This window comes from Thalassospira povalilytica (genome assembly GCF_002844235.1).
Lineage (GTDB): Bacteria > Pseudomonadota > Alphaproteobacteria > Rhodospirillales > Thalassospiraceae > Thalassospira > Thalassospira povalilytica.
In genome coordinates, this window is sequence record NZ_PGTS01000007.1 from 48,148 (window position 1) to 71,111 (window position 22,964).

Genomic DNA, 22,964 nt, shown 5'->3' on the forward strand with positions numbered 1-22,964 from the left:
GTTGTCGAAAAAATGTTGACGTGAAGAAGCCGTCCTGTCAAATTTTTTTTAGTGATTAAATTAAAAACAGCTCTTTAGGCGATCAATTTGTCCCGTAAATCCGCATTTTTGGTTGATTTATGGGGTGATTTTCAATGATGCACTGCATCATTTAATTTGGTTGTCTAAAATAAAACAAAGATATGACAGGGAACGTTATGACAGCGAGTTATCACGACATTGACGGGAAATCCGTGCTTGTGACCGGCGGTGCGTCGGGGATCGGGGCATCAATTGTGCGTGCCTTCTGTGCCCAGGGGGCGCATGTCGGTTTCTTTGATATTGATGATGGTGCCGCACAAAAGCTGATTGACGAGATCCGCGATGAAACCGGTCGGGCCCCGGTCTACAAATCCTTTGATCTTCGCCAGCAATCGCTGATTGCGGGTGCGGTGCGCGAAATGTCGGCGGCAATCGGGCCGATGGATGTTCTGGTCAATAATGCCGCCCGTGATGACCGGCATCGCCCCGAAGAAATCGGACCGGAACAATGGCGCGATGGTCTGGATGTCAACCTTGCGCATCACTTCTTTTGTGCTCAGGCCGTGGCCCCGGACATGAAGAAAAAGGGTGCTGGCAGCATCATTAATTTCAGTTCCGTAAGTTATATGATGGGGCTTCCTGATCTGGTGGCTTATGAAACGGCCAAGGCCGGGGTGATTGGCCTGACGCGTGCGTTGGCGCGTGACTGGGGGGCTGATGGCATTCGTGTGAATGCGCTAACGCCGGGCTGCATCATGACCCAGCGACAGCTTGATCTGTGGATTTCCCCCGCCGACGAGGAACGCATTCAGCAACAGCAATGCGTCAAACGCCGGCTGGTCGGTGATGATGTCGCGCAGATGGTGCTGTTTCTGGCATCCGATGTGTCTTCGGCCTGCTCGTCACAGAACTTCATTGTTGATGGCGGCATCGTCTGATCCGTCACGCACCGGCCTAAATCCAATCATCGGGTTTGCCGGTTCGTAAATGCCTTGTCCCGCAGTCGCCCCAATCGAGAACACACATCATGTCGCCCACCAATCTTCCCGCATCCCCGATCATCATTGATGAAAAAGCAAACCCTTACCGCGATTGCATTCAGGGGCTGGCCAATCAGCCGATCACGGTTGTCAAATTGCTGCGCGATGCGGTGAATGAAAACCCGGTCGTTGCCCGGGGCCGTGATTTCAGCGTCCCGGAAATCAGGGATGTGGTCGGGCGTCTGGTGGAAAACCGGCCACGCATTGCGATCATTGGCGGCGCGCCGGATCATCCGGCCCATCTTCTTGATCGGCCACAGGCCCTGATGGCGGCAATCCGCATCTGGGAAATGGGCGGGGTGCCGTTCCTGTTTCATGTGCCGGTAATCTGTGATGGCACCGCGCAAAACAATATCGGGCAAAGCTATTCCCTGGCGTCGCGCAATCACACGGCTGCTGCGGTCAATATCACGTTCGAAGGGCACAGCTATCACGCGGCCTATGTCATTGCCGGCTGTGACAAATCACCGGCTGCTGTGGTTGCCGGTCTGGCGGCTGCCGATCATGCCCGTGCCTATCGCGGCGATCAGGCCCCGGTCTGGGCGGTTTTTGCCCCGTCCCATGTTCTCAAGGGCGGTGAAATCCCCGAAGGCACACGGCGGTTGCTTGATGATATCGCAGCCAGTGCGGACGCGGCCGGGCATGATGATCTGGGATCGGATATTCGTGAAAACATGCGCTATATCCTGCAATGCACCTCGGACGAGGCCTTTGCCGGGTTGCTGGAACGCGCCCGGTTGCTGGGGCTGATTGATGGCGCACTTGAACGCCGCGTGCTCGATCAGCTTGCCACTGCGACCTGTGATTCAAAGGGTGGCATTTGTGCCTTTAACGGCACGGGAAATTCATCGCGCACCATGCTGGCGGCCTTTGGCCTGACACCCCCTGAACTGGAACTTCTGACCGATGTTCCGCCCTTTAGTGCGGTGGCGGCCGGGGTGGATGCCTTGTTTGATGTCTTCAACAAACCGCAATATGCGATCGGCAATCTGCTAAAAGCCAATTTCGCCAATTTCGTGCGCATTCATAATGCGACCGGATCAAGCAGCAACATGCTTTTGCATCTGCCTTTCATGATGCGTTATGCCGGGTTTGATGTGTCGATTGATGATTATCAGGATGTGCGCACCAAAACCCCGGTGCCTGAAATCTTTGCCCACAGCCTGACCGAAAATCGCGATACCTTTGTACTGGCCCAACAAATGGCCGAAGGCAAAAATCGCGGCATGGAAAGCATTTATCGCATTCTTGCCGATTTGGGGGTGGCGATGGATCTTGATGCGCCGACGGTCCTTGGCAAAACCTGGGCCGAACGGATTGCCGGTCTTGAAAATCCGGTTGACCTGTCGCTTGGTGATGCATCGGTCATTCGCGCCACCCCGGTGCGCAAACGATCGGGTGTCGATGTTCTTACCGGCAGTTTCTTTGAAAATTGCGCGGTCAAAACATCGGGTATGAGCGACCATTTGCTGTCGCATTTCGACGATCATGTTTTCATCGTCCGCTATTACGAAAACGAACATGTCTGTAACGGGGATTTCGCATCCCCCGATCTGGTGACACGTTTGATTGAAACCGATGGCGTGGACGAAGAACTGATTGCCGCAGTGGTTCGGCGCAATGGCGGGAACAGTGTTGATATGAACGCGCCCAAGGACATGCTGGCACAGGGGCATTTGTCCTTTGCCTTTGTCATTGGCGGGCAGGGGCCCGAAGCCTATGGCATGCCGGAAATGTTTTCACCGTCCCAGAACCTGCGTCATCACCGCATTCTTGAAGCATCCTCGATGCTGATTACGGACGGGCGCTATTCCGGGGTGACAAAGGGCGCGTGCATTGGTCACATGGTGCCCGAAGCATTCACGGGCGGCGGGATCGGTTATCTGCGTGACGGGGATGTGCTGCGTCTGAACCTGACGACGCTGAAACTTGACTGGCTTGATCCGGTGGCGTTTCTGGACGGGGTGGAATTACCCGCCGATCCACGGGGGATCAAAGAACGGGTCGAACTCTTCGAAGGGCGGCTTGGGCGGATGGAAGCCCGGCAATGTGATATCGCTGCGAGCAATGTCCTCGATGCGATTGGAAATGCGGCGTGCGGCATCGTCCCACGGGCAGTTGACCGCCGTGCAATCAAGTCCTGGCGATAGGCGTTGCGCGCTGTCGCGTTCAAATATGATTTCACCGCGCGTCACGCTGTTGGATTCCCGAACCGTCAAAACAAGTGCCGCAAAGCACAGCCCGCCACCGACAAGCATCATAAGCCGTCCAAGCATTGGTGCTTTTTCACGATGAAATCGGGGCATGTCCTGACCTTTCAAATATTGCCAATATCCGCGCGCGCCGTGATCAGGTCGGGCTGACCTGATCGGTTGCCGCACCGGACTGCGATGCGTCTGGTGTCGCATCCCCGCCCAGCGCCTGATAAAGCGTGATCAGGTTGGTGATGCGATCAAGCTGGTTTTCAAGGACGGTTTCCTCGGTGGTGCGCCGGTCTTCCTGCGCATCAAGCCAATCCTGCATCGCGACCGCCCCCGACCGGAACCGGGTTTCATAGATCGCCTCTGCGTTAAGTGACGCTGCAAGTGCTGCTTCAAGTCTTTCAGCCCGGCGATCATAATTGGTCCGCGCAGACAGGGCATTTTCGACATCCGCCATTGCTTGGTACGTGGTCTGGCGGAACTCGGCGATGGCCTGTTCATATTCGGCTTCGGATACCTTGATATTCAACTGCCCTTCATTCCAGTTCAGGAATGGTAACGCCAGGCTGGCGCCAAGTGTTCCAACCGGATTGGACAAAAGATTGCGCAACTGATCACTGCTTGATCCAAGCGTCCCGGTCAGGCTGATGGTTGGCAACAAACTGGTCTTTACGGAATTGAGTTCCTCGACACTTTCGCGCAGGCGCAATTCAGCAGCCCGGACATCGGGACGCCGTTCCAGAAGACCCGATGGCAACCCTTCGGGAATGGCGGGCAACATACCGGCGGGCAGTGTCTTGCGCGTGATTTCAATATCTGATGGCGGTTGGTTGAACAGAATGGATAACGCATTCTTGGTTTCGATCAGGCTTTGTTCAATCTGGGTATAGGCCGCGCGCTGGTTTTCAAGGTTGCTGCGCGCTTCATTGACTTCAAGCGATGATGTCGAACCCGATGCATATTGCACATCCACCAGATCAAGGGTTTGCTGTGCGTAATCAATGCTGGCCTGCGCGATATCAAGACGCTGCTGATAATAGACCGCCTGCCAGTAAAGGGTCGCCGTGGTCCCGATCAGCGAAAGCGCAGTGCTTTCGCGATCTTCAAGGGTGGCAAGGGCTTCCCACTTGGCGGCATCATAATCGTGGCCAAGCTTGCCCCACAGATCAAGTTCGTAACTGATCCCGGCATCAACGCCATAGCTGCGCGTAATGTCACCATTGCTGCGACCATCTTCGCTGTCAAACTGGCGCGATGTCGAAATATCGCTGCCCGCTGAAAGATCGGGATAAAGCGCATCTTCGGCAAGTCCCGCAGTCAACTGTGCCTGGCGGACCTTGATGGTGGCTGCGGCCAGATCGTTGTTGGTTTCAAGCGCGCGCGCAATCAACCGGTTCAGCTGCGGGTCGTCAAAATTCTTCCACCATCCGGTCTGTGCAAGAATTTCAGCCCGGGTTGCGGTATCATCCGTGCCAATGTCGTTTCCAATGTCGTTTCCGGTGTCGTTTCTGGTGGCTATATCTGTTGACTGGCCCCACGATGCCGGCATGGTCATGTCGGGCCGGTCATAGCTGACTTCCGACAGGCTCGAACATCCGGCAAGCATCAGCATCGACAGGATCGTTCCGGTTTTCAGAATGTTTTTCATGATCTTTTTCTTTCCTAGTCGCGTGACAGGGCATCGACCGGATCCAGTCGTGCCGCATTGCGGGCGGGCAAAAAGCCGAATGTGATGCCGATCATGGTCGCGCAGGCAAAGGCACCGATGATTGATGTCGGGGAATAGACCATCGAAAAACTGCTGCCGATAAGATCAAACAGCTCGCCGATGGCAAGGGCGCCAAGAACGCCAAGTCCCCCGCCCAGAATGCACACCAGGACCGCTTCGATCAGGAACTGGCGCAAAATGTCGCTTTGACGGGCGCCAACGGCCATGCGGACCCCGATTTCACCGGTGCGTTCGGTGACCGAAACCAGCATGATATTCATCACCCCGATCCCGCCGACGACCAATGAAATCACCGCAATCGATGAAATCAGAAGCGTCATGGTGCTGGTGGTTTTCTCGACCGTCTGGCGGATGCTGTCACTATTGACGGTAAAGAAATCCTTGGTGCCATGGCGCTGGGTCAAAAGATCGGTAATCTGGCTTTCGGCAAGCGCGGGGGCGACATTGTCGGCCACCCGTACCGTGATGCTGCTCAGATAGGTCTGACCAAGAATACGGGTCAAAGCCGTGCTGTGCGGCACCCAGATATTCAGACTGTCCTGATTGCCAAACGTGCTGGTTTTCGGCGCGGTTACCCCGATGATCTGTACCGGCACCGATCCAAGAAGGATCACTTCGCCAACCGCACGTTCCCCGTCCGGGAAAAGCTTCTGCACGGTATTGTCGTCAATGATGGCAACCTGGGCACGTTTCCCGATTGCCGTCTGGTCAAACCAGATGCCGTCGGCAATTTCATAGCCGCGGACACGGTAATAATCGGTGCCAACACCGGTGACATTGGCATTGACCTCGATATTGCGATATCGCAGTGCGACGGTGCTTGAAACCCGGGGCGTGACGCTGTCGACATAATACTGGCTGGCCAGAACGTCGGCATCACCGGCGGTCAATGTGCGGATCTGATCGGCATCCCGGTCTCCGAAATCCTTGCCGCGATTGATGTCGATCGTGCTGGTGCCGATGCTGCTGATATCGGAAAGGATGCGTTCCTGTGACCCGGTGCCAAGGGCCACGACCGAAACCACCGACGCAATGCCGATAATGATGCCCAGCATGGTCAGGAAAGTGCGCAGGCGATGCGCATTCATCGCAATCAGCGCCATTTTGAACGCTTCGCCAAACCGGCCAAGTTGCGACAGATAGCTGCTTTGATCGCTGCTGATGGTGTTGATCGCAACGGTCGATGCGTCCTCATCGGATTTTGGTGTGATGCGTTCATCGCGGATGATTTCGCCGTCGCGGATTTCGATGATGCGTTCGGCATGGGCCGCCACATCATGATCATGGGTCACCAGAATGACGGTATGTCCGTCCCGATGCAGATCGCGCAACAGATCAAGCGTCTGCTTGCCGCTTTGCGTATCAAGTGCGCCGGTCGGCTCATCGGCCAGAATGACATCCCCGCCATTCATAAGCGCACGGGCAATACTGACACGTTGCTGCTGTCCGCCCGAAAGCTGGCTCGGTCTGTGATGGATGCGGTCACCCAATCCGACACGGGTCAGGATTTCGGTTGCGCGTCTGGTTCGTTCGCCGGCATCGGTTCCGGCATAGATCGCCGGAACTTCAACATTGCCAAGCGCACTAAGATCCGACAACAGGTGATATCGCTGAAAGATGAACCCGAAATATTCGCGGCGCAGGGCGGCAAGTTCATCAGGTTCAAGATCACCGGTCAGGCGACCATTGACGCGATATTCCCCCTCGGTCGGGCGATCCAGACAGCCAAGGATATTCATCAATGTCGATTTGCCCGATCCCGACGCCCCGATGATGGCGACCATTTCGCCACGCTCGATCGTCAGATCAACGCCCTTAAGCACGGCGATCTGTTCTTCACCGGCCGGGTAATGACGCCACAGATTGCGAATTTCGATCAGCGGGGCAGTGGTGCTGCTTGACATGGTTTCATCGCGCATGATCAAAACATCCCACCCGGAGGACCCCGGCGTCCCGATTGTGTGCTTGTCGGTAATTCGGCCCCGCTGGCCATGCCAATGACGATCTCGTCATCCGCACTCAGGCCGCTGGTGATTTCGGCATTGATATTGGTATTCAGCCCGACGGTGACGGCACGCGGTTCCGGGTGGCCATCGTCGGTCATGACATCAAGAAAATAACCGCCATCTTCGGTCGGGCCTTTCAGGGCCGAGGATGGAACAATCAGGGCATTTTCCGACTGATCAAGAATGATGGTGACTTCGGCTGTCATCCACAGACGCAAAAGATGGTCGGGATTTTCAACATCAAACAGCGCGTTGTAATAGACCGCTTCGTCATCGGTGTTTTCATCATCGTCCTCGATCCCGGTCGGGGCCGGTTCAATGGCGCGAAGGGTGCTTTTGTAAACGGTGCTGGAATCCCCCAGAACCGTGAATTTCACAGGCAGGCCTTCCTTGATACGGATGATATCGGCTTCGGAGACCTCGGCCTTGACGGTTACGGTATCAAGTTTGGCCAGCTTGATGATGGTCGGGGTGGATTGTGATGCGTTGACGGTCTGGCCTTCCTTGACCGGAAGGGCGACGACCGTGCCATCCATCGGTGCTGTGATCTTGGTATAGCCAAGGTCGATCCGCGCGGTATCCACCGCAATTTCGGCCTGGGTGATCTGGGCATTCAACGCATCGACATCGGCCTTGGCAATCGCAAGGGCGGCTTCGGCCGCGTCATAATCTTCCTGCGGGGATGCATCAAGTGCGCGCATCTTCTTCTGGCGGGCAAAATCAAGTTCCGCCTGTTTGAGTGTCGCCTTCTGGGCGGCAAGCTGGGCCTTGATATTGGCAAGGGATGCCTCGGCCTCCTGCAGATCGTTTTCCTGGGTTGACGGATCGATCTCGGCAATCAGGTCGCCTTCGCGGATCCGGTCGCCAAGTTCCACATGCAGGGCCATGATCTGACCGGAAACCTGCGCGCCGACACTGACCAGCTTCGAAGCACTGACCGCCCCGGTGGCAAGCACGGTATCTTCGATTGTGCCCATGCGCGGCTTGGCCGTGATAAAGGCGGTATCGGCACGGCTGGGGAACAGATAGGCCTGCAACCCCCACGCGGCCCCGGCCAGGGCGACAATCAAAATGACGGCGTTGCGGACACGTTTTCCGGATCTACTCATCGGGCATTCATTCCTGACATTGCTCAGTGGCGCGACATGCGCATTCCTGATGAGCAACAGATAACAAGCCAGCCCGGGCTTGAGGGTGAGGGGGGCGAAAATGATCTGTAAGGAATGTGTAAAGATGGCCTTCGGGCTCTTTTAACGGGCGCAACGATGGGTAGAATGGCATCATCCAGACCGCAAAAACAAACCGGCCCGTTATACCGTGCCGACGCCAAGGAAAGACGCAAACAATTGACCCGCATATTGCTTGTAGATGACGACGCCGAACTGGGGGCGATGCTTGCCGAATATCTTGATGGCGAGGGCTTTGACGTTTCCCAGGCCTATAACGGCAAGGAAGGGCTGGCGCGCGCGCTTCAGGGGGAATATGCCGTCATCCTGCTTGATATCATGATGCCCGGCATGGGCGGCATTGACGTTCTGCGCGAATTGCGTGTCAAAAGCCGCGTACCCGTGATCATGCTGACCGCCAAGGGTGATGACGTTGATCGGGTCATCGGGCTTGAACTGGGGGCAGATGATTACATCCCCAAACCCTATTATCCGCGGGAACTGGTGGCCCGTATCCGTGCGGTCTTGCGCCGTGCCGAACCGGTCGTCCCCAGTGATCCGGACGGGGCGGGGGACAATCCGTCAGATGAACTTGTTCATGGCAAACTCAAACTCAAACCGGCCAGCCGCGTCGCAAGTTTTGATGGTGTGGCGTTTGATTTGACCGTGTCGGAATTCAATCTGCTCGAAGTGCTGATGCGTGCGGGCGAACGTGCCCTTTCCAAGGACGAATTGTCGCGCAAGGTGCTGGGCCGCCCGCGCGAGGTTTATGACCGTTCGATTGATGTGCATATGAGCAACCTGCGACAGAAACTGCAAACCATCAGCGGCGATGCCGGCATGATCGAAACCGTGCGCGGCTTTGGCTATCGTTTAAGGCAGGACACATGAAAAGACGTCTGTTCTGGAAAATCCTGATCGGGTTTATCATAACCTTTACCGGTATCTCGGTCGGGGTGTGGTCGCTGCTGATGTTGTATGGCGGGCCGCCCGAACCGTTCCATATCGGCTATCTCAAACGCACCGCTCCGGGATATCTGCAAACCGCGGCCGAAGTCGCCCGCCATGGCGGTGTTGACGAACTCGAAGCCACCATTGCCCATTGGCCAAAATCCGAACGCAGCCGCCTGATCATTGATCTGGGCTCCCCCGGTTCGGGCGGTACTGTCGATGGCGCCAATAGTGCCGATATGGTTGCGCGCGTCTTGCCGGATAACGGTTCCCCCGAATGGCTGGATGCGCTCAAAGAATACCCCGCCTTTGAACAGGTCGTGACCGGACCTGGCGGTGAAAAGATCCGCCTGATCTATGATGTCAGTGATGTGATTGCCGAAATCCCGCAACGGTCACGCTGGAAAGTCCCCAATCCCCTGATCATTCTCGGATCGATTGGCGGCCTTGTTTTTAGTGGTGTACTCGCCTGGTATCTGACGCGCCCGATCCTGAAAATCAGTGACGGGTTCGACGAATTGTCGCGCGGCAATCTGGATTACCGTCTGGGCAAAACCATCGGCCGGCGTCGCGATGAAATTGCCGATCTGGCCCGTGATTTCGATGTCATGGCTGACCGGTTGCAACGGCTTGTCGCGGCGCGTGACCGGTTGCTTAATGACGTCTCGCACGAATTGCGCTCTCCGCTTGCCCGGATGCAGCTTGCCGTCGGGCTGGCGCGCCAGTCACCGGACAAAAGTGCCACTTCGCTTGATCGCATCGAAAAGGAAGCCGTCCGGCTTGATGAGCTGGTGGGTGAACTTCTGACCCTGTCGCGGGCCGAAAGCGGTGCGGCACGCCATCAATCATGGATCGATCTTGATCATCTGCTGGGCCGTGTGGTCAGCGATGCCCGGTTCGAAGCCGATGCCACCGGTGTGATTGTCGATGCCGATTTCGGGGCGCGACCGTCCGGTGATCACAATGTACCGGTATTGATGGGCAGTCCCGAACTGTTGCGCCGGGCTTTTGAAAATGTCGTGCGCAATGCCCTGCGCCATTCGGGCGAAGGCCAGATCGTCAAAATCACGGCCACGGATGATGTCGATCACCAGCAGTTCCGCATCGACATCAGTGACGAAGGCCCGGGCATTGATGGCGACAAACTCGATGATCTGTTTGAGCCCTTCGTGCGCGGGCAATCAAATGCCTGGGGCGGTGGGTTCGGCCTTGGCCTGTCGATTGCCCAGCGTGCCATTCGCGCCCATGGCGGGGATATCAAAATCCGCAACCGCGATCAGGGCGGGCTTCTTGTTACAATCCTTCTGCCCTATGAATTGCGTCAGGCCGAGGTCTGATCATCGCGACGGGCAAGAAAGACACCCATAAAAAAACAAACGCCCCGGCCTGTGCAAAGCCGGGGCGTTTCGGTTTTCGGACCGGGATGATTATCCCATGCGTTCGGACGCGTAGCTTCCCGGGCTTGGCGGGAAGACAATGGTACGATTGCCGTTGATAAAGGACCGGTGGTGAATGTGGGCGTGGACCGCACGTGCCAGAACCTGACTTTCAACGTCACGCCCGATCGATACATAATCGGCCGAGTTCTGGGCGTGGGTGATGCGCGCGATATCCTGTTCAATGATCGGACCTTCATCAAGATCGGCCGTCACATAATGGGCCGTCGCCCCGATCAGTTTCACACCGCGTTCATAGGCCTGCCGATACGGGTTGGCGCCCTTGAAACTTGGCAGGAATGAATGGTGGATATTGATGATCTTGCCGCTCATTTTCTTGCACAGGCTGTCAGACAGAACCTGCATGTAGCGCGCCAGTACAATGAGCTCGACCTCGCTGCTGGCAACGATATCAAGAAGCTTTTTCTCGGCTTCGGGCTTGTTGTCCTTGGTCACCGGGATGTGGTGGAACGGGATATCGTGATTGACCACGACCTTTTGATAGTCGAAATGGTTTGAAACCACACCGACGATATCAATCGGCAAGGCCCCGATTTTCCAGCGATACAAAAGATCGTTCAAACAATGGCCAAACCGCGACACCATCAGAAGAACCTTCATCTTCTCCGCGCTGTCATGGAACTGATAATTCATGCCAAATTGCGTTGCCGGACCATCAAAGCCACGCGACAGGGTTTCCTGATCGACACCTTCTTCGCTGACAAAGGCCACCCGCATAAAGAACAGGCCGGTTTCCATATCATCAAACTGGGAACTGTCGGTAATGTTGCAACCATGTTCGGCCAGATAGGCTGAAATGGCGGCAACAACCCCGCGCTGGGAGTCACAGGTGACTGTCAGAACGTAGCTTTTCATCTCGTCTGGCTTTCAAAATAACAGTGAATGAAAATGACCCGGCCCCGTCCATCGGGGAATGTTTTGGGGCCGGGCAGAAGCATCAGATATCAAGCGTGTTTTCGCGTTCCCAGCTTGAGAAATGCGAAACATATGAATTCCATTCTTTTTGCTTGAGCTTGAGGAACGCCTTGGAAAACGCCATGCCAAGTTCGGCCTGAAGCGCCTCGTTGCGGCCCAGTTCGCGTAATGCATCAAGAAGGTTCAGCGGCAGGCGCGGCGCATCCTTGACCAGATGGCCTTCTTCATACATGTCGATGTCATAATGCGGGCCGGGATCGGCGGCATTTGCCATGCCGTCAAGTCCGGCCGCAATGATCACCGCCTGAAGCAGATAGGGGTTGGTCGCCCCGTCGGGCAGGCGCAATTCAAACCGGCCCGGCCCCGGAACACGCACCATGTGGGTGCGGTTATTGCCAGTCCAGGTCACCGAATTGGGGGCCCAGGTCGCGCCCGAGGTGGTGCGCGGTGCATTGATGCGTTTATATGAATTGACCGTCGGGTTGGTGATCGCGGCCATGGCCGATGCATGGTTCATGATCCCGCCCAGGAAATGCTTGCCCTTTGATGACAGGCCAAACGGGGCCGCGTCATCGGCAAAGGCATTCTGACCGGCCTCGTTCCACACCGATACATGGCAATGGCACCCGTTGCCCGTCAGGCCGGCAAACGGTTTGGGCATGAATGTCGCGCGAAGGCCGTGTTTCTCGGCAATCGATTTGACCATGAATTTGAAAAAGGAATGCTTGTCCGCGGTTTTAAGCGCATCATCAAATTCCCAGTTCATTTCAAACTGGCCATTGGCGTCTTCATGATCGTTCTGATAGGCGCCCCAACCCAGTTCCAGCATGTAATCGCAGATTTCCGCAATCACGTCATAGCGGCGCATGACTGCTTGCTGGTCGTAACACGGCTTTTCGGCGGTATCGGCGGCATCCGAGATTGCCGTACCATCCTCGGTAATCAGGAAAAATTCCGCCTCGACCCCGGTTTTGACATTCAGGCCAAGCTTGGCAGCCTTGGCGATCTGGGCCTTAAGGACATTGCGCGGGGCCTGTTCGACCGGCTGGTCTTCCATGATGCAATCGGCCGCGACCCAGGCAACATCGGGTTTCCACGGCAACTGGATCACAGAATCCGGATCAGGAACTGCAAACATGTCCGGATGGGCGGGGCTCAGATCAAGCCAGGTCGCAAACCCGGCAAATCCCGCACCTTCTTCCTGCATGTCAGCAATCGCCTGGGTGGGAACAAGTTTGGCGCGCTGTCCGCCAAACAGGTCGGTAAAGCTGATCATGAAATACTTTATGCCGCGTTCCCGGGCAAAGGCTGATAGATCCTTGGTCATTGAAGTCCCCTGACGAATTTTATGCAGTGCCAACGGTTATCCCGGCGTGCCAAAAGGCACACCGGTTCCGGTGGTGCGTTAATGTTCTAGAATCCTCCCTGACCGGGAATCCAACTGGTCCCGGCAAGCGGTACACCGGCCATGGCCGCCGCTTCGATATTCAGTGCGCACAGATCCTCGGGTTCGAGGTTGTGCACATGATTTTTGCCGCAGGCGCGCGCAATTGTTTGCGCTTCAAGTGTCATGACCTTCAGGTAGTTGGCCAGACGCCGGCCAGCGGCAATCGGGTCAACCCGTTTCATCAGGTCGGCATCCTGGGTCGTGATGCCTGCGGGATCACGGCCTTCATGCCAATCGTCATACGCCCCGGCGGTCGTGCCAAGCGCGTTATAGTCTTCTTCCCATTTGGGATCGTTATCGCCAATCGCGACCAGGGCAGCCGTCCCGATGGAAACCGCGTCCGCGCCAAGGGCCAATGCCTTTGCCACGTCCGCGCCATTGCGAATGCCGCCAGATACGATCAATTGTACTTTGCGATGCATTCCCATGTCTTGCAACGCTTTTACCGCCGGGCGGATACAGGCAAGGGTCGGCTGACCGACATGTTCAATGAACACTTCCTGGGTTGCGGCCGTACCGCCCTGCATGCCGTCAAGCACGATGACATCGGCACCGGCCTTGACCGCAAGGGCCACGTCATAATAGGGGCGGGCACCGCCAACCTTGATAAAGATCGGCTTTTGCCAGTCGGTGATTTCGCGCAATTCCTGAATTTTGATCTCAAGATCATCCGGGCCGGTCCAGTCGGGATGACGACATGCCGAACGCTGATCGATCCCCTTGGGCAGGTTGCGCATATGGGCCACACGGTCCGAAATTTTCTGACCCAGCAACATGCCGCCGCCGCCCGGTTTCGCGCCCTGACCAATGACGATTTCAATCGCATCGGCGCGTTTCAGATCGCGCGGGTTCATGCCGTATCGTGACGGAAGATATTGATACACAAGAGTTTCGGAATGACCGCGTTCTTCCTCGGTCATGCCGCCATCGCCGGTGGTGGTCGATGTGCCCGCAAGGGTCGCCCCACGGCCAAGCGCCTCTTTGGCCGGACCGGAAAGGGACCCGAAACTCATGCCCGCGATGGTGATCGGGATTTTAAGTTCAATCGGCTTTTTGGCAAAACGGGTGCCCAGCGTGACCGCGGTTTCGCATTTCTCGCGATATCCCTCAAGCGGGTAGCGTGACATGGATGCGCCAAGGAACAGCAAATCATCAAAATGCGGGACCTTGCGTTTGGCGCCACTGCCGCGAATGTCATAGATGCCGGTGGCCGCTGCACGGCGGATTTCCGATAAGGTATAATCATCAAAGGTTGCCGATTTGCGCGGCGTGGTAACGGGATGTTTGTGGCTCATGGTCTGATCCTGTTTCTGGGCTGAAAGCATGGTTTCAGCGCTGCGCATCAATAAGCGTCGGCATTGTCGATGTTGAAATTGTAAAGCTGGCGGGCAGAGCCATATCGCGTGAATTCTTCGGGCTTCACATCCGTGATCCCCGCATCCGACAGAAGCTTGGCCAGAATTTCGATATGTTCGGGGCGCATGTCCTTTTTGATGCAATCCGCACCAAGCGATTTGACCGTGCCGCGTACGAAAAGCCGTGCCTCATAAAGCGAATCACCAAGCGCGTCCCCGGCATCGCCCAGCACAACAAGATTGCCCGATTGCGCCATAAAGGCCGACATATGGCCGATATTGCCTTTGACGACGATGTCGATGCCCTTCATCGAAATGCCGCATCGTGACGATGCATTGCCTTCGATCACCAGCAATCCGCCATGGGCGGTGGCCCCGGCATACTGGCTGGCATCGCCCTTGATCACGACCTTGCCCGACATCATGTTTTCGGCCACACCCGGACCGGCATTGCCATGCACCGTGATGTTGGCGGTCTCATTCATACCGGCACAGTAATAGCCGACACTGCCCTTGATCTGGACATCGACCGGGGCATCAATCCCGACGGCAACCGCATGGGCACCGCGCGGATTGGTGACTTCGAATTCCTCGTTCCCACCGTCTTTATCAAGTGCATGAAGCGACGCATTCAGATCGCGCAGTTCGGTGGTTGCAAGATCAAACACTGGCATATGTGTTCCTTCCTTATATGGCCGCCTGTCTGGAGCGGCCGGGGCGGGGCGCGATATCGCTGCACCCGACAGGGTTCTTGAAAATCAGTGTTCCCAGAAATAAACCGTGGCCGGTTCCGGTTCCCAAACCCGCGCATCTTCAATGCCCGGCAGGTTCACAAGCGCGCGATATTCCGACCCGAATGCGACATAGGCGTCGGTTTCGGCCATGACGGCGGGTTTACACGCAATCGGATCGCGTACCACGCCAAAGCCCGACTTGGTGCCAACGACGAATGTGAAAAACCCGTCAAGGTCATCAAGCGCGCTGGTCAATGCTTCGCCAAGGTTCTTGCCCTTGGCCATTTCCCCGGTCAGATAGGCGGCGGCGACTTCGGAATCATTTTCGGTTTCCATGCGAATGCCCTGATGGGACAGTTCACGGCGCAGATTGTTGTGATTGGAAAGTGAGCCGTTATGGACAAGGCACTGGTCCGATCCGGTCGAAAACGGATGGGCACCAAGGGTCGTGACCGCACTTTCGGTCGCCATGCGCGTATGGCCAATGCCGTGTGTGCCCGACATGTCGGTAATCTTGAACCGTTCGACCACATCCTTGGGCAGGCCGACTTCCTTATAGATTTCCATGACATTGCCGGTGCCCATCACCCGGATATTGGGGCGAAGTTCGGCAAGGGCGGTACGGGTGGCATCGATCTGATCGGCGCCAACCGTGATCACGGCATGTGTGCTTTTGGGCAGGATCGATGCATTGGCAATGCCCGCAGCACGCAATGCATCGGTCAGGCCGGCAAAATCGGTTTCCGGTTCCGGGGACTGAATGGTGAGTTTGGCCAGATTGTTCTGATCTGCGCCATAAATGGCGATCCCCGCACTATCAGGGCCGCGATCGGTCATGGTCACCAGCATTTCCGACAGCAAAGCGCCGAGCTGCGGTTCCAGACTTTTATCTTTAAGGAATAAACCAACGATGCCGCACATGGCAGGACAGTCTCCATTCTGTTGCTTGAATGGAGACTAACTGTTCGCGATTGCGGAATCAACTCATAAGAATAAAAATTTCATCAGGGTGAATTATATTCTTCACCGTGAAGAAAGTTTACGAGCGTGCCGGATAGCAGATGATCGACAGATAACGGATTGGAAATGAAAGAAGTTCTTCCGGTCCGTGCCGGGCATCGGCATCAAAAAACAGGCTGTCACCGGCCTGCATGTAATAAAGCTGATCACCGTGGCGATAGCGTACTTCACCCTCAAGCATATAGATGAATTCCATGCCTTCATGCTGGAAGGCGGGGAAACTGCTCGACTCCTCGGTCAGCGTCAGCAAATAGGGCTCGACCACCACACCGCTGGTATTGTTATCAATATGCCCAAGCAGGTTATATTCATGGCCTGCGCGCGTGCCGCGCCGTTCAATGGCAATGCCTTCGCCCGATTTGACAAACACCGCATTGCGCGGTTCTTCATAACGGCGGAAAAAGTCGGTCAATGGCACGCCAAGTGCACTTGCCAATGCCTGAAGCGATGTCAGGGACGGTGACGTCACACCGTTTTCAATCTTGGACAACATCCCCATCGAAATGCCGGTTGCCGATGCCAGATCGGCAATGGTGATGCCAAGTTTCTTGCGCAGGGCGCGGACTTCATGTCCGATCGCGATTTCCAGATTGTTTTCCTTCGGCTCGCGAAGGGCGTGCGGGTCCTGGTTCAGGGCGGCCGGTTTGTTCATGGAGTCCATGGGTATTCCTTGCTCGCTGTTGGCGTTGGTTTTGGTTGGTTTCTGCGATTTGTTATCTGCCATTGTGGCGGCTTCCTTCGCCACCGTGCCCGTAATCGGCGTGCGGTGCGTTTCCTGATCGTTTCCTGGGTCATGCGCGGACCGCTTTGCTTGGCGGCCGTCTTTTGTTTTGTGCCGGTCTGCCCGTTGATCGTTACGATACGTGGTGCAGTGCGGCCTTCTGTTTCATTTAAACTGTCAGGAAAGATTTATCAACTGAAGGGAAAATCATTTTGTGGAACAGGCGGGCGGTGGTGGCGCAATCAAATTGTTGCAATGCCGCAGAAAATAGCACTTGAGGAATAATTATTGAATTAAATGAAAAATAATTATTGCGTTCGCGAACAAGTTGCCGCCAGAATGGAGAACATAAAAAGCCAATAATTGCGCGCTGATTGCGCGACAAGGCTGCCAAATCAGGGCGACCAAATCAGGAGGCCATCACAATGACTGCAAGCTGGAGATTCTCCGCCCTTGCCGACCGTCACCGCGCGCTTGGTTCCAATCTTGAAGACTGGAGCGGGATGGGCACGGCTTGGACCTATGACAAGGATTGGGACGAAGAATATATCGCCATCCGCACCAAGGCCGGGATCATGGATGTGTCGGGCCTGAAAAAGGTCCACATCACCGGTCCCCATGCTTCGCACGTCATTGATTATGCCACCACCCGCAATGTCGAAAAAATCTATCCGGGCAAATCGGTTTATGCCTGCATGCTCAATGATCAGGGCAAATTTACCGACGATTGCGTGATCTATCGCATGGGGCCGAATTCATGGATGGTGGTTCACGGATCGGGCACCGGGCACGAAGAATTGACCCGTGCGGCCATGGGGCGCGATGTATCGGTCCGTTTTGATGACAATCTTCATGACCTGTCGCTTCAGGGGCCGTTGGCTGTCGATTATCTGGCGGAATATGTGCCCGGCATTCGCGATCTTCCCTATTTCCATCACATGCAGACCCAGTTGTTTGGCGCACCGGTGATGATTTCGCGGACCGGTTATACCGGTGAACGCGGTTACGAGATTTTCTGTCGCGGGCAGGATGCCGGGATGATCTGGGACCGGATCGTTGCCGAAGGGGCCGATATGGGCATCATTCCGACCCGCTTTACCACGCTTGATATGCTGCGGGTCGAAAGTTACCTGCTGTTTTATCCCTATGATAACTCGCAGATGTACCCGTTCGAAAACGAAGGACCGGGCGATACCCTGTGGGAGCTTGGTCTTGATTTCACGGTCAGTCCCGGCAAAACCGGCTTCCGCGGCGCCGAGGAACATTACCGTCTCAAGGGCAAGGAACGCTTCAAGATTTTCGGCATCCTGTTTGACGGCAAGGAAGTCCCCGCCGAAGGGGCGGCTGTGTTCAAGGACGGGGCAAAGGTTGGCGTTGTGACCTGCGCGATGTATAGCCCGCTCAAAGATCAGACCATGGCGATTGCCCGTCTGGCGGTTGAGTGCGCCGAGCAGGGGGTACGTCTTGAAATTGCCGGGGCAGACGGGATGCTGGGCGGTATGGCCCACACCATGCCCTTTGATGATCCGAGCAAATCCAAAAGAACCGCCAAGGGCTAGGACATATCCCCCGGGGATCGGCTGGATCGACCGGATCGGTCGGACCGGTTCCCCGGGGCTGTCATTTTATCCGTTGGTTTCTGACAGAATGGGATCCCGCGACCATGTCTGAGAGTTTGATAGAAGAAAGCATCCTTTCCCGCCCCAAATACGGGCAGTTGGCGATTGCCCCGGGGCTTGCGCATTATTTCGTTGCCGATGCATCGGGTGCGGAATGCGTCATCCGCGTGGCCCAGACCGCCCCGAAAGGCTTCATGGAAAAGGTCCATATCCTTTATGTGCCGACACCGGGTGAAAACGCCCTGATCACTGCCCTTTATGCCTTGGGGGCCAAACGGTTCGAACATGTCCCGACCATTGATGCGGCGATTGCCAAGCTGGGCGACTGGCTTTCGGAGTCCAAAATGGGAAGCCAGCTTTACCTTGCCGGGACCGAAGGCCTGATTGGCAGGGCTGTCGCCAAGGGCGAGGAATGCGGGCTCGATCACACCGCTGTTCAGTGTGAACATCGCGGCAGTCTGGCGCGTCGGGTTCAATGCGTTCACTGCAAAACCATGATCGAAAAGGTCACGACACAGCCGGTCAAATGCCCGTCCTGTGATTTGCTGCTTTTGGTGCGCGATCATTATTCCCGGCGTCTCGCCGCCTTTCAGGGGGTGTGCATCAATGCCGAAGACCCGACCGAGGAAGTCGAAATCAGGGAGGTCTTCAAATGAGCGCGTCCGATCATCTGATCCCGGTGGTGGTTTCCCGGGTTGTCGAAGTCAATTCGATCATCAAGCGGTTTGAATTCAAGCATATCCACGGCAACGAACTTCCGGCCTTTTCCGGCGGGGCGCACATCGTGGTGGAAATGCTTGATGGCCCGATCAAACGCAAGAATGCCTATTCCCTGATGAGTTCACCCTTTGATCGCGACCAATATGCCATTTCGGTGCGGCGCGATGATAACGGGCGCGGTGGATCGAAATTCATGCATGAAAAGGTCGAACCGGGCATGAGAATGAATATCTCGGCCCCGGTGAACCTGTTTGCGCTTGATCTGCGTGCCAGAAAACATCTGATGATTGCGGGCGGCATCGGCATCACACCGTTCATCGCCCAGATGACCCAGGCATCATCACTTGGCGTGCCGTTTGAACTTCATTACGCCGCGCGCAGCGCCTCGCAGGCGGCCTATATGGACAGCCTGCAAGACCGGTTTGGCGACCATGTCAGGTGCTATTGCGATGATGCGGGCGGTGGTCCTGATCTGGCGGCACTTTTATCGGATCAGCCGCTTGGCACCCATGTCTATGTCTGCGGGCCCAAGGGCATGATCGAGGCGGTCGTTCAAACCGCAACCGATCTTGGCTGGCCTGCGGCCCATATCCATTTCGAACATTTCCTGTCCCCGCCGGTGGGCAAGGCATTTTCGGTCCATCTGGCAAAGGCCGGGATTGATATCACGGTCGGGCCGGAACAAAGCCTGCTTGAAGCGATCGAAGCATCGGGAACCCCGGTCAAATGCCTGTGTCGTGGCGGGGCCTGTGGGCAATGTGAAACAAAGGTCGTCACCTGTGATGGTGACATTGCCCATAACGATCACTGGCTTGATGACGATCAGCGTGCATCGAAACAGTTCATCATGCCCTGCGTGTCGCGGTTCAGCGGCAAGCGTCTTGAACTTGATCTGTAAGCAAGGGGGATCTGCGATATGACCATTCACTTCAGAAACGAGACATTCCGCAACGATTTCACCTATGCCAACAGTCCGGGCAACATCCCGCGCTTTCCGTTCCCGTTTCCCGAAGACGTTTATATGTATTCGACCAATGTGGAACCGCATCACGCCACACGGGCCGGAAGCCCGTTTGAACATGCCTTTGATGTCGACGAACATTATGTCTCGGAAATGAAGGATCGCGCCCTTGTCCTGGCCGACGACCCCGGCCGTTGTCAGGCCCTGCCGCATATGGAAACGGCGGCCTGGGATTTTGTCGAACTGGTGATGGTTTCCAAGGCGCGCGACTATCCTGATCTGTTTGAACTGACCATTGATGGTGATCGCTGGCACTGGATCAACAAGACGCTTCAGATTGATGACACCTTTGTCTTTGGCGACAGTTCGACCCTGCCATGTCATCCGATGGAATATATCGGCCGTCAGGTACAGGGCGATCACGCGATCCTTGATCAGCGCGATGGCAATCTTTGGATGGATGCCGGGATCATTACCGCACAGGCCGACTGGTCGCTTGATTTCGACATTGGCATGAACTTCTTTGAGTGGCATGCGCCCGTGCCGCTTGCCCATGAACTCGGCGTGTTTCAGCGCGCGTTGAAATTCCTGCTGTCCCTGCCGCAAGGCCAGCCGTCCCGGCGTCTGAACTGGACGCTGACGGTTAATCCAAGGCTTGATACCAGTCCGGAAAATTATCCCAAATGGGGGCCGGACAAGCTGACGGTGAATCCCGGCAATATTGGGGAAAAGGTCCATCTTCGGGTCGAACTTCAGACCTTCTGGCGTCTGCCGCGATCCAACGCGATCCTGTTTCCGATCCGCACCTATCTGATGGCGATGAACGAAGTTGTGACCCAGCCGAAATGGGGCCGTCGCCTGCATCGGGTGATGCGCGATCTGCGCCCGGAACTGGTCGAATATAAGGGGCTGTCACGCTACCACCCGATGCTGGTGGACTGGCTTGCACAGTTTGACGACGGCGCGCCGACGTCACCGGGGATTTTTCCCGACTAACCAAAACCGGCACCAAAAAACAAGCCGGACGGAGGAAATAACCAGCCATCTATTGGGGATCTAAGGCAATGACACTTCGCGTGGCGATTATTGGCGCCGGCCCGTCGGGCATGGCGCAGATGCGTGCATTTCAGTCAGCAGCAGCCAAAGGGGCCGAAATCCCCGAAGTGGTATGTTTCGAACGTCAGGAAGACTGGGGCGGTTTGTGGAACTATACCTGGCGCACCGGACTTGATGAATATGGCGAACCGATCCACGGGTCGATGTATCGCTATCTGTGGTCAAACGGACCCAAGGAATGCCTTGAATTTGCCGATTACACGTTCGAGGAACATTTCGGCAAACCGATCGCATCCTATCCGCCGCGCGCGGTGATCTGGGACTATATCAAGGGCCGGGTCGAAAAGGCCAATGTACGCCCGTGGGTGCGGTTCAGAACCCCGGTGCGCCGGGTTGAATTTAATGATGCGTCACAGACCTTTACCGTGACCTCGCATGATCTCAAAAACGATATCATCGCATCCGAGGAATTTGATTATGTGGTGGTCGCCAATGGTCATTTCTCGACGCCGAATGTGCCGGAATTCCCGGGGTTCGAGACCTTTGGCGGACGTGTTTTGCATGCCCATGATTTCCGTGATGCGCTTGAATTCAAGGACAAGGATATCCTGATCATCGGCACATCCTATTCGGCCGAGGATATCGGATCGCAATGCTATAAATATGGCTGCAAATCCGTCACGGTTAGTCACCGCACCAATCCGATCGGCTTTGACTGGCCCGATAACTGGGCGGAAGTGCCGCTTTTGAGCCGGGTTGAGGGCAATACAGCTTATTTCAAGGACGGATCATCGCGTGATGTCGATGCGATCATTCTGTGTACCGGCTATCAGCATCACTTCCCGTTCCTGACCGATGATTTGCGTTTGAAAACCGCTAACCGATTGTGGCCATTGGGTCTTTATAACGGGGTGGTGTGGGAAGAAAACCCAAGGCTGATGTATCTGGGCATGCAGGACCAGTTCTATACCTTCAACATGTTCGATGCCCAGGCATGGTATGCCCGTGATGTCATCATGGGCCGCATTCCGTTGCCGTCAAAGGACGCGATGAAGGCCGATAGCCAGGCCTGGCGCGACCGGGAAGAAAGCCTGAAAGACGATCATGACATGATCTGGTTCCAGGGCGATTACACCGCCCATCTTATTGAAATGACAGACTATCCGATGTTTGACATCGAAGGGGTCAACAAGACCTTCGAGAAATGGGAACATGACAAGGCCCATGACATCATGGGCTATCGCAACAAATCATATCGATCGCTTATGACCGGCAATATGTCGCCTGCCCATCATACGCCGTGGCTTGATGAACTTGATGACAGTCTGGAAGCCTATTTGCAGACCGGATTAAAAAGCAACGCTGCAGAATAAGCCGCATTATTAAAAAGAAACTAATAATCGCACTGACCTTCCCTTAGCAGAGCAAACTCGCAGTCACCCCCGCGCCCGTCGCGGGGTTCTTTTTGTATGAGGATTGAATTTTGCGGCGGCCATGATGCCCGCGGCATCCCGGTGTTGACGCTATGTGGAGGCGTGAAAAGGATAGGGCGCGGTTGGCGTTGGTAGCGTGAAAAGGCCAAGGCACGATTGGCGTAGGTAGCGGGATGGAGCCAGAACGTCGGCGCTGCAGGACGGTGCTTAAGGCAACACCAGCGCAGGCCGTGGTCCTGATGGTGCAAGGGATAGCGAGGGGCAACGGGGCGCGGGGCGGGCCAGCTCAGGGCTGGGGCAGGCCGGCTCAGAGGTGGGGCAGGCTGGCTCAGGGTTGGGGCAGCCCGGCTCAGAGGTGGGGCGGGCCGGATCAGGGTTGGGGATGGTCGGTGAAAGATCTGGAAAAGCGGGG

At 56.0% G+C, this 22,964-nt stretch carries 19 protein-coding genes; 10 read left to right on the plus strand and 9 right to left on the minus strand.

The window, feature by feature from the left end; translation table 11 throughout:
• Positions 1-197: 197 nt before the first annotated feature.
• Complete coding sequence (locus CU041_RS17055) at positions 198-959, plus strand: SDR family NAD(P)-dependent oxidoreductase (protein ID WP_068517030.1); 762 nt, start codon at positions 198-200, stop codon at positions 957-959.
• 89 nt (positions 960-1,048) lie between these two features.
• Positions 1,049-3,211, plus strand: a complete 2,163-nt coding sequence (locus tag CU041_RS17060; RefSeq protein WP_101247827.1) for a dihydroxy-acid dehydratase domain-containing protein — start codon at positions 1,049-1,051, stop codon at positions 3,209-3,211.
• Positions 3,212-3,410: 199 nt separating this feature from the next.
• Here the strand turns inward: CU041_RS17060 and CU041_RS17065 are convergent, their stop codons facing one another.
• From CU041_RS17065 to CU041_RS17075, 3 genes are read right to left on the minus strand one after another with little or no spacing between them, the layout of a single operon-like run.
• Entirely contained in the window at positions 3,411-4,910 is a 1,500-nt protein-coding gene (locus CU041_RS17065) for an efflux transporter outer membrane subunit (RefSeq protein WP_101247828.1), read from the minus strand.
• A gap of 14 nt (positions 4,911-4,924) precedes the next feature.
• Positions 4,925-6,910, minus strand: a complete 1,986-nt coding sequence (locus tag CU041_RS17070) for a MacB family efflux pump subunit (protein WP_233433155.1) — start codon at positions 6,908-6,910, stop codon at positions 4,925-4,927.
• Between the two features lie 2 nt (positions 6,911-6,912).
• Entirely contained in the window at positions 6,913-8,106 is a 1,194-nt protein-coding gene (locus CU041_RS17075) for an efflux RND transporter periplasmic adaptor subunit (protein ID WP_101247829.1), read from the minus strand.
• A gap of 165 nt (positions 8,107-8,271) precedes the next feature.
• Here CU041_RS17075 and CU041_RS17080 point away from each other — a divergent pair, with 165 nt between their 5' ends.
• Together CU041_RS17080 and CU041_RS17085 are read left to right on the plus strand one after the other, a co-directional pair.
• A complete protein-coding gene (locus CU041_RS17080; protein WP_101247830.1) occupies positions 8,272-9,054 on the plus strand; it encodes a response regulator transcription factor in 783 nt (260 codons plus the stop codon).
• Positions 9,051-10,451, plus strand: a complete 1,401-nt coding sequence (locus CU041_RS17085) for a HAMP domain-containing sensor histidine kinase (protein ID WP_101247831.1) — start codon at positions 9,051-9,053, stop codon at positions 10,449-10,451. Before CU041_RS17080 ends, CU041_RS17085 begins: the two co-directional genes overlap by 4 nt.
• 90 nt (positions 10,452-10,541) lie before the next feature.
• Here the strand turns inward: CU041_RS17085 and purU are convergent, their stop codons facing one another.
• From purU to CU041_RS17115, 6 genes are all read right to left on the minus strand, one after another.
• Positions 10,542-11,426 carry a formyltetrahydrofolate deformylase gene (gene purU, locus CU041_RS17090; protein WP_101247832.1) on the minus strand — a complete coding sequence of 295 codons (885 nt, stop codon included), beginning with the start codon at positions 11,424-11,426 and terminating at the stop codon, positions 10,542-10,544.
• Between the two features lie 82 nt (positions 11,427-11,508).
• Complete coding sequence (gene glnT, locus CU041_RS17095; RefSeq protein ID WP_101247833.1) at positions 11,509-12,813, minus strand: type III glutamate--ammonia ligase; 1,305 nt, start codon at positions 12,811-12,813, stop codon at positions 11,509-11,511.
• Positions 12,814-12,899: 86 nt separating this feature from the next.
• Positions 12,900-14,276: an FMN-binding glutamate synthase family protein gene (locus tag CU041_RS17100; RefSeq protein WP_456154838.1), complete on the minus strand. Its 1,377-nt coding sequence runs from the start codon at positions 14,274-14,276 to the stop codon at positions 12,900-12,902.
• Positions 14,276-14,962 carry a GltB/FmdC/FwdC-like GXGXG domain-containing protein gene (locus CU041_RS17105; RefSeq protein WP_101247834.1) on the minus strand — a complete coding sequence of 229 codons (687 nt, stop codon included), beginning with the start codon at positions 14,960-14,962 and terminating at the stop codon, positions 14,276-14,278. The genes CU041_RS17100 and CU041_RS17105 overlap by 1 nt, the downstream gene beginning before the upstream one ends.
• Positions 14,963-15,046: 84 nt before the next feature.
• Positions 15,047-15,943 carry a class II glutamine amidotransferase gene (locus CU041_RS17110; protein ID WP_101247835.1) on the minus strand — a complete coding sequence of 299 codons (897 nt, stop codon included), beginning with the start codon at positions 15,941-15,943 and terminating at the stop codon, positions 15,047-15,049.
• 118 nt (positions 15,944-16,061) lie between these two features.
• The gene (locus tag CU041_RS17115) at positions 16,062-16,703 is read right to left on the minus strand and encodes a helix-turn-helix domain-containing protein (protein ID WP_068517160.1); all 642 of its coding nucleotides are present in this window, start codon (positions 16,701-16,703) and stop codon (positions 16,062-16,064) included.
• Positions 16,704-16,712: 9 nt separating this feature from the next.
• Here CU041_RS17115 and CU041_RS20715 point away from each other — a divergent pair, with 9 nt between their 5' ends.
• From CU041_RS20715 to CU041_RS17140, 6 genes are all read left to right on the plus strand, one after another.
• Positions 16,713-17,048, plus strand: a complete 336-nt coding sequence (locus CU041_RS20715; protein ID WP_170310291.1) for a hypothetical protein — start codon at positions 16,713-16,715, stop codon at positions 17,046-17,048.
• 140 nt (positions 17,049-17,188) lie between these two features.
• Positions 17,189-18,322 (plus strand): aminomethyltransferase family protein, encoded by a 1,134-nt coding sequence (locus tag CU041_RS17120; RefSeq protein WP_101247836.1) that lies wholly within the window; start codon positions 17,189-17,191, stop codon positions 18,320-18,322.
• Between the two features lie 104 nt (positions 18,323-18,426).
• The gene (locus CU041_RS17125) at positions 18,427-19,038 is read left to right on the plus strand and encodes a dimethylamine monooxygenase subunit DmmA family protein (RefSeq protein ID WP_068517039.1); all 612 of its coding nucleotides are present in this window, start codon (positions 18,427-18,429) and stop codon (positions 19,036-19,038) included.
• Positions 19,035-20,000: a PDR/VanB family oxidoreductase gene (locus CU041_RS17130; RefSeq protein WP_101247837.1), complete on the plus strand. Its 966-nt coding sequence runs from the start codon at positions 19,035-19,037 to the stop codon at positions 19,998-20,000. The genes CU041_RS17125 and CU041_RS17130 overlap by 4 nt, the downstream gene beginning before the upstream one ends.
• 18 nt (positions 20,001-20,018) lie before the next feature.
• Positions 20,019-21,059 carry a heme-dependent oxidative N-demethylase family protein gene (locus CU041_RS17135; protein ID WP_101247838.1) on the plus strand — a complete coding sequence of 347 codons (1,041 nt, stop codon included), beginning with the start codon at positions 20,019-20,021 and terminating at the stop codon, positions 21,057-21,059.
• Positions 21,060-21,127: 68 nt separating this feature from the next.
• The gene (locus CU041_RS17140) at positions 21,128-22,492 is read left to right on the plus strand and encodes an NAD(P)-binding domain-containing protein (RefSeq protein WP_101247839.1); all 1,365 of its coding nucleotides are present in this window, start codon (positions 21,128-21,130) and stop codon (positions 22,490-22,492) included.
• Positions 22,493-22,964 lie beyond the last annotated feature (472 nt).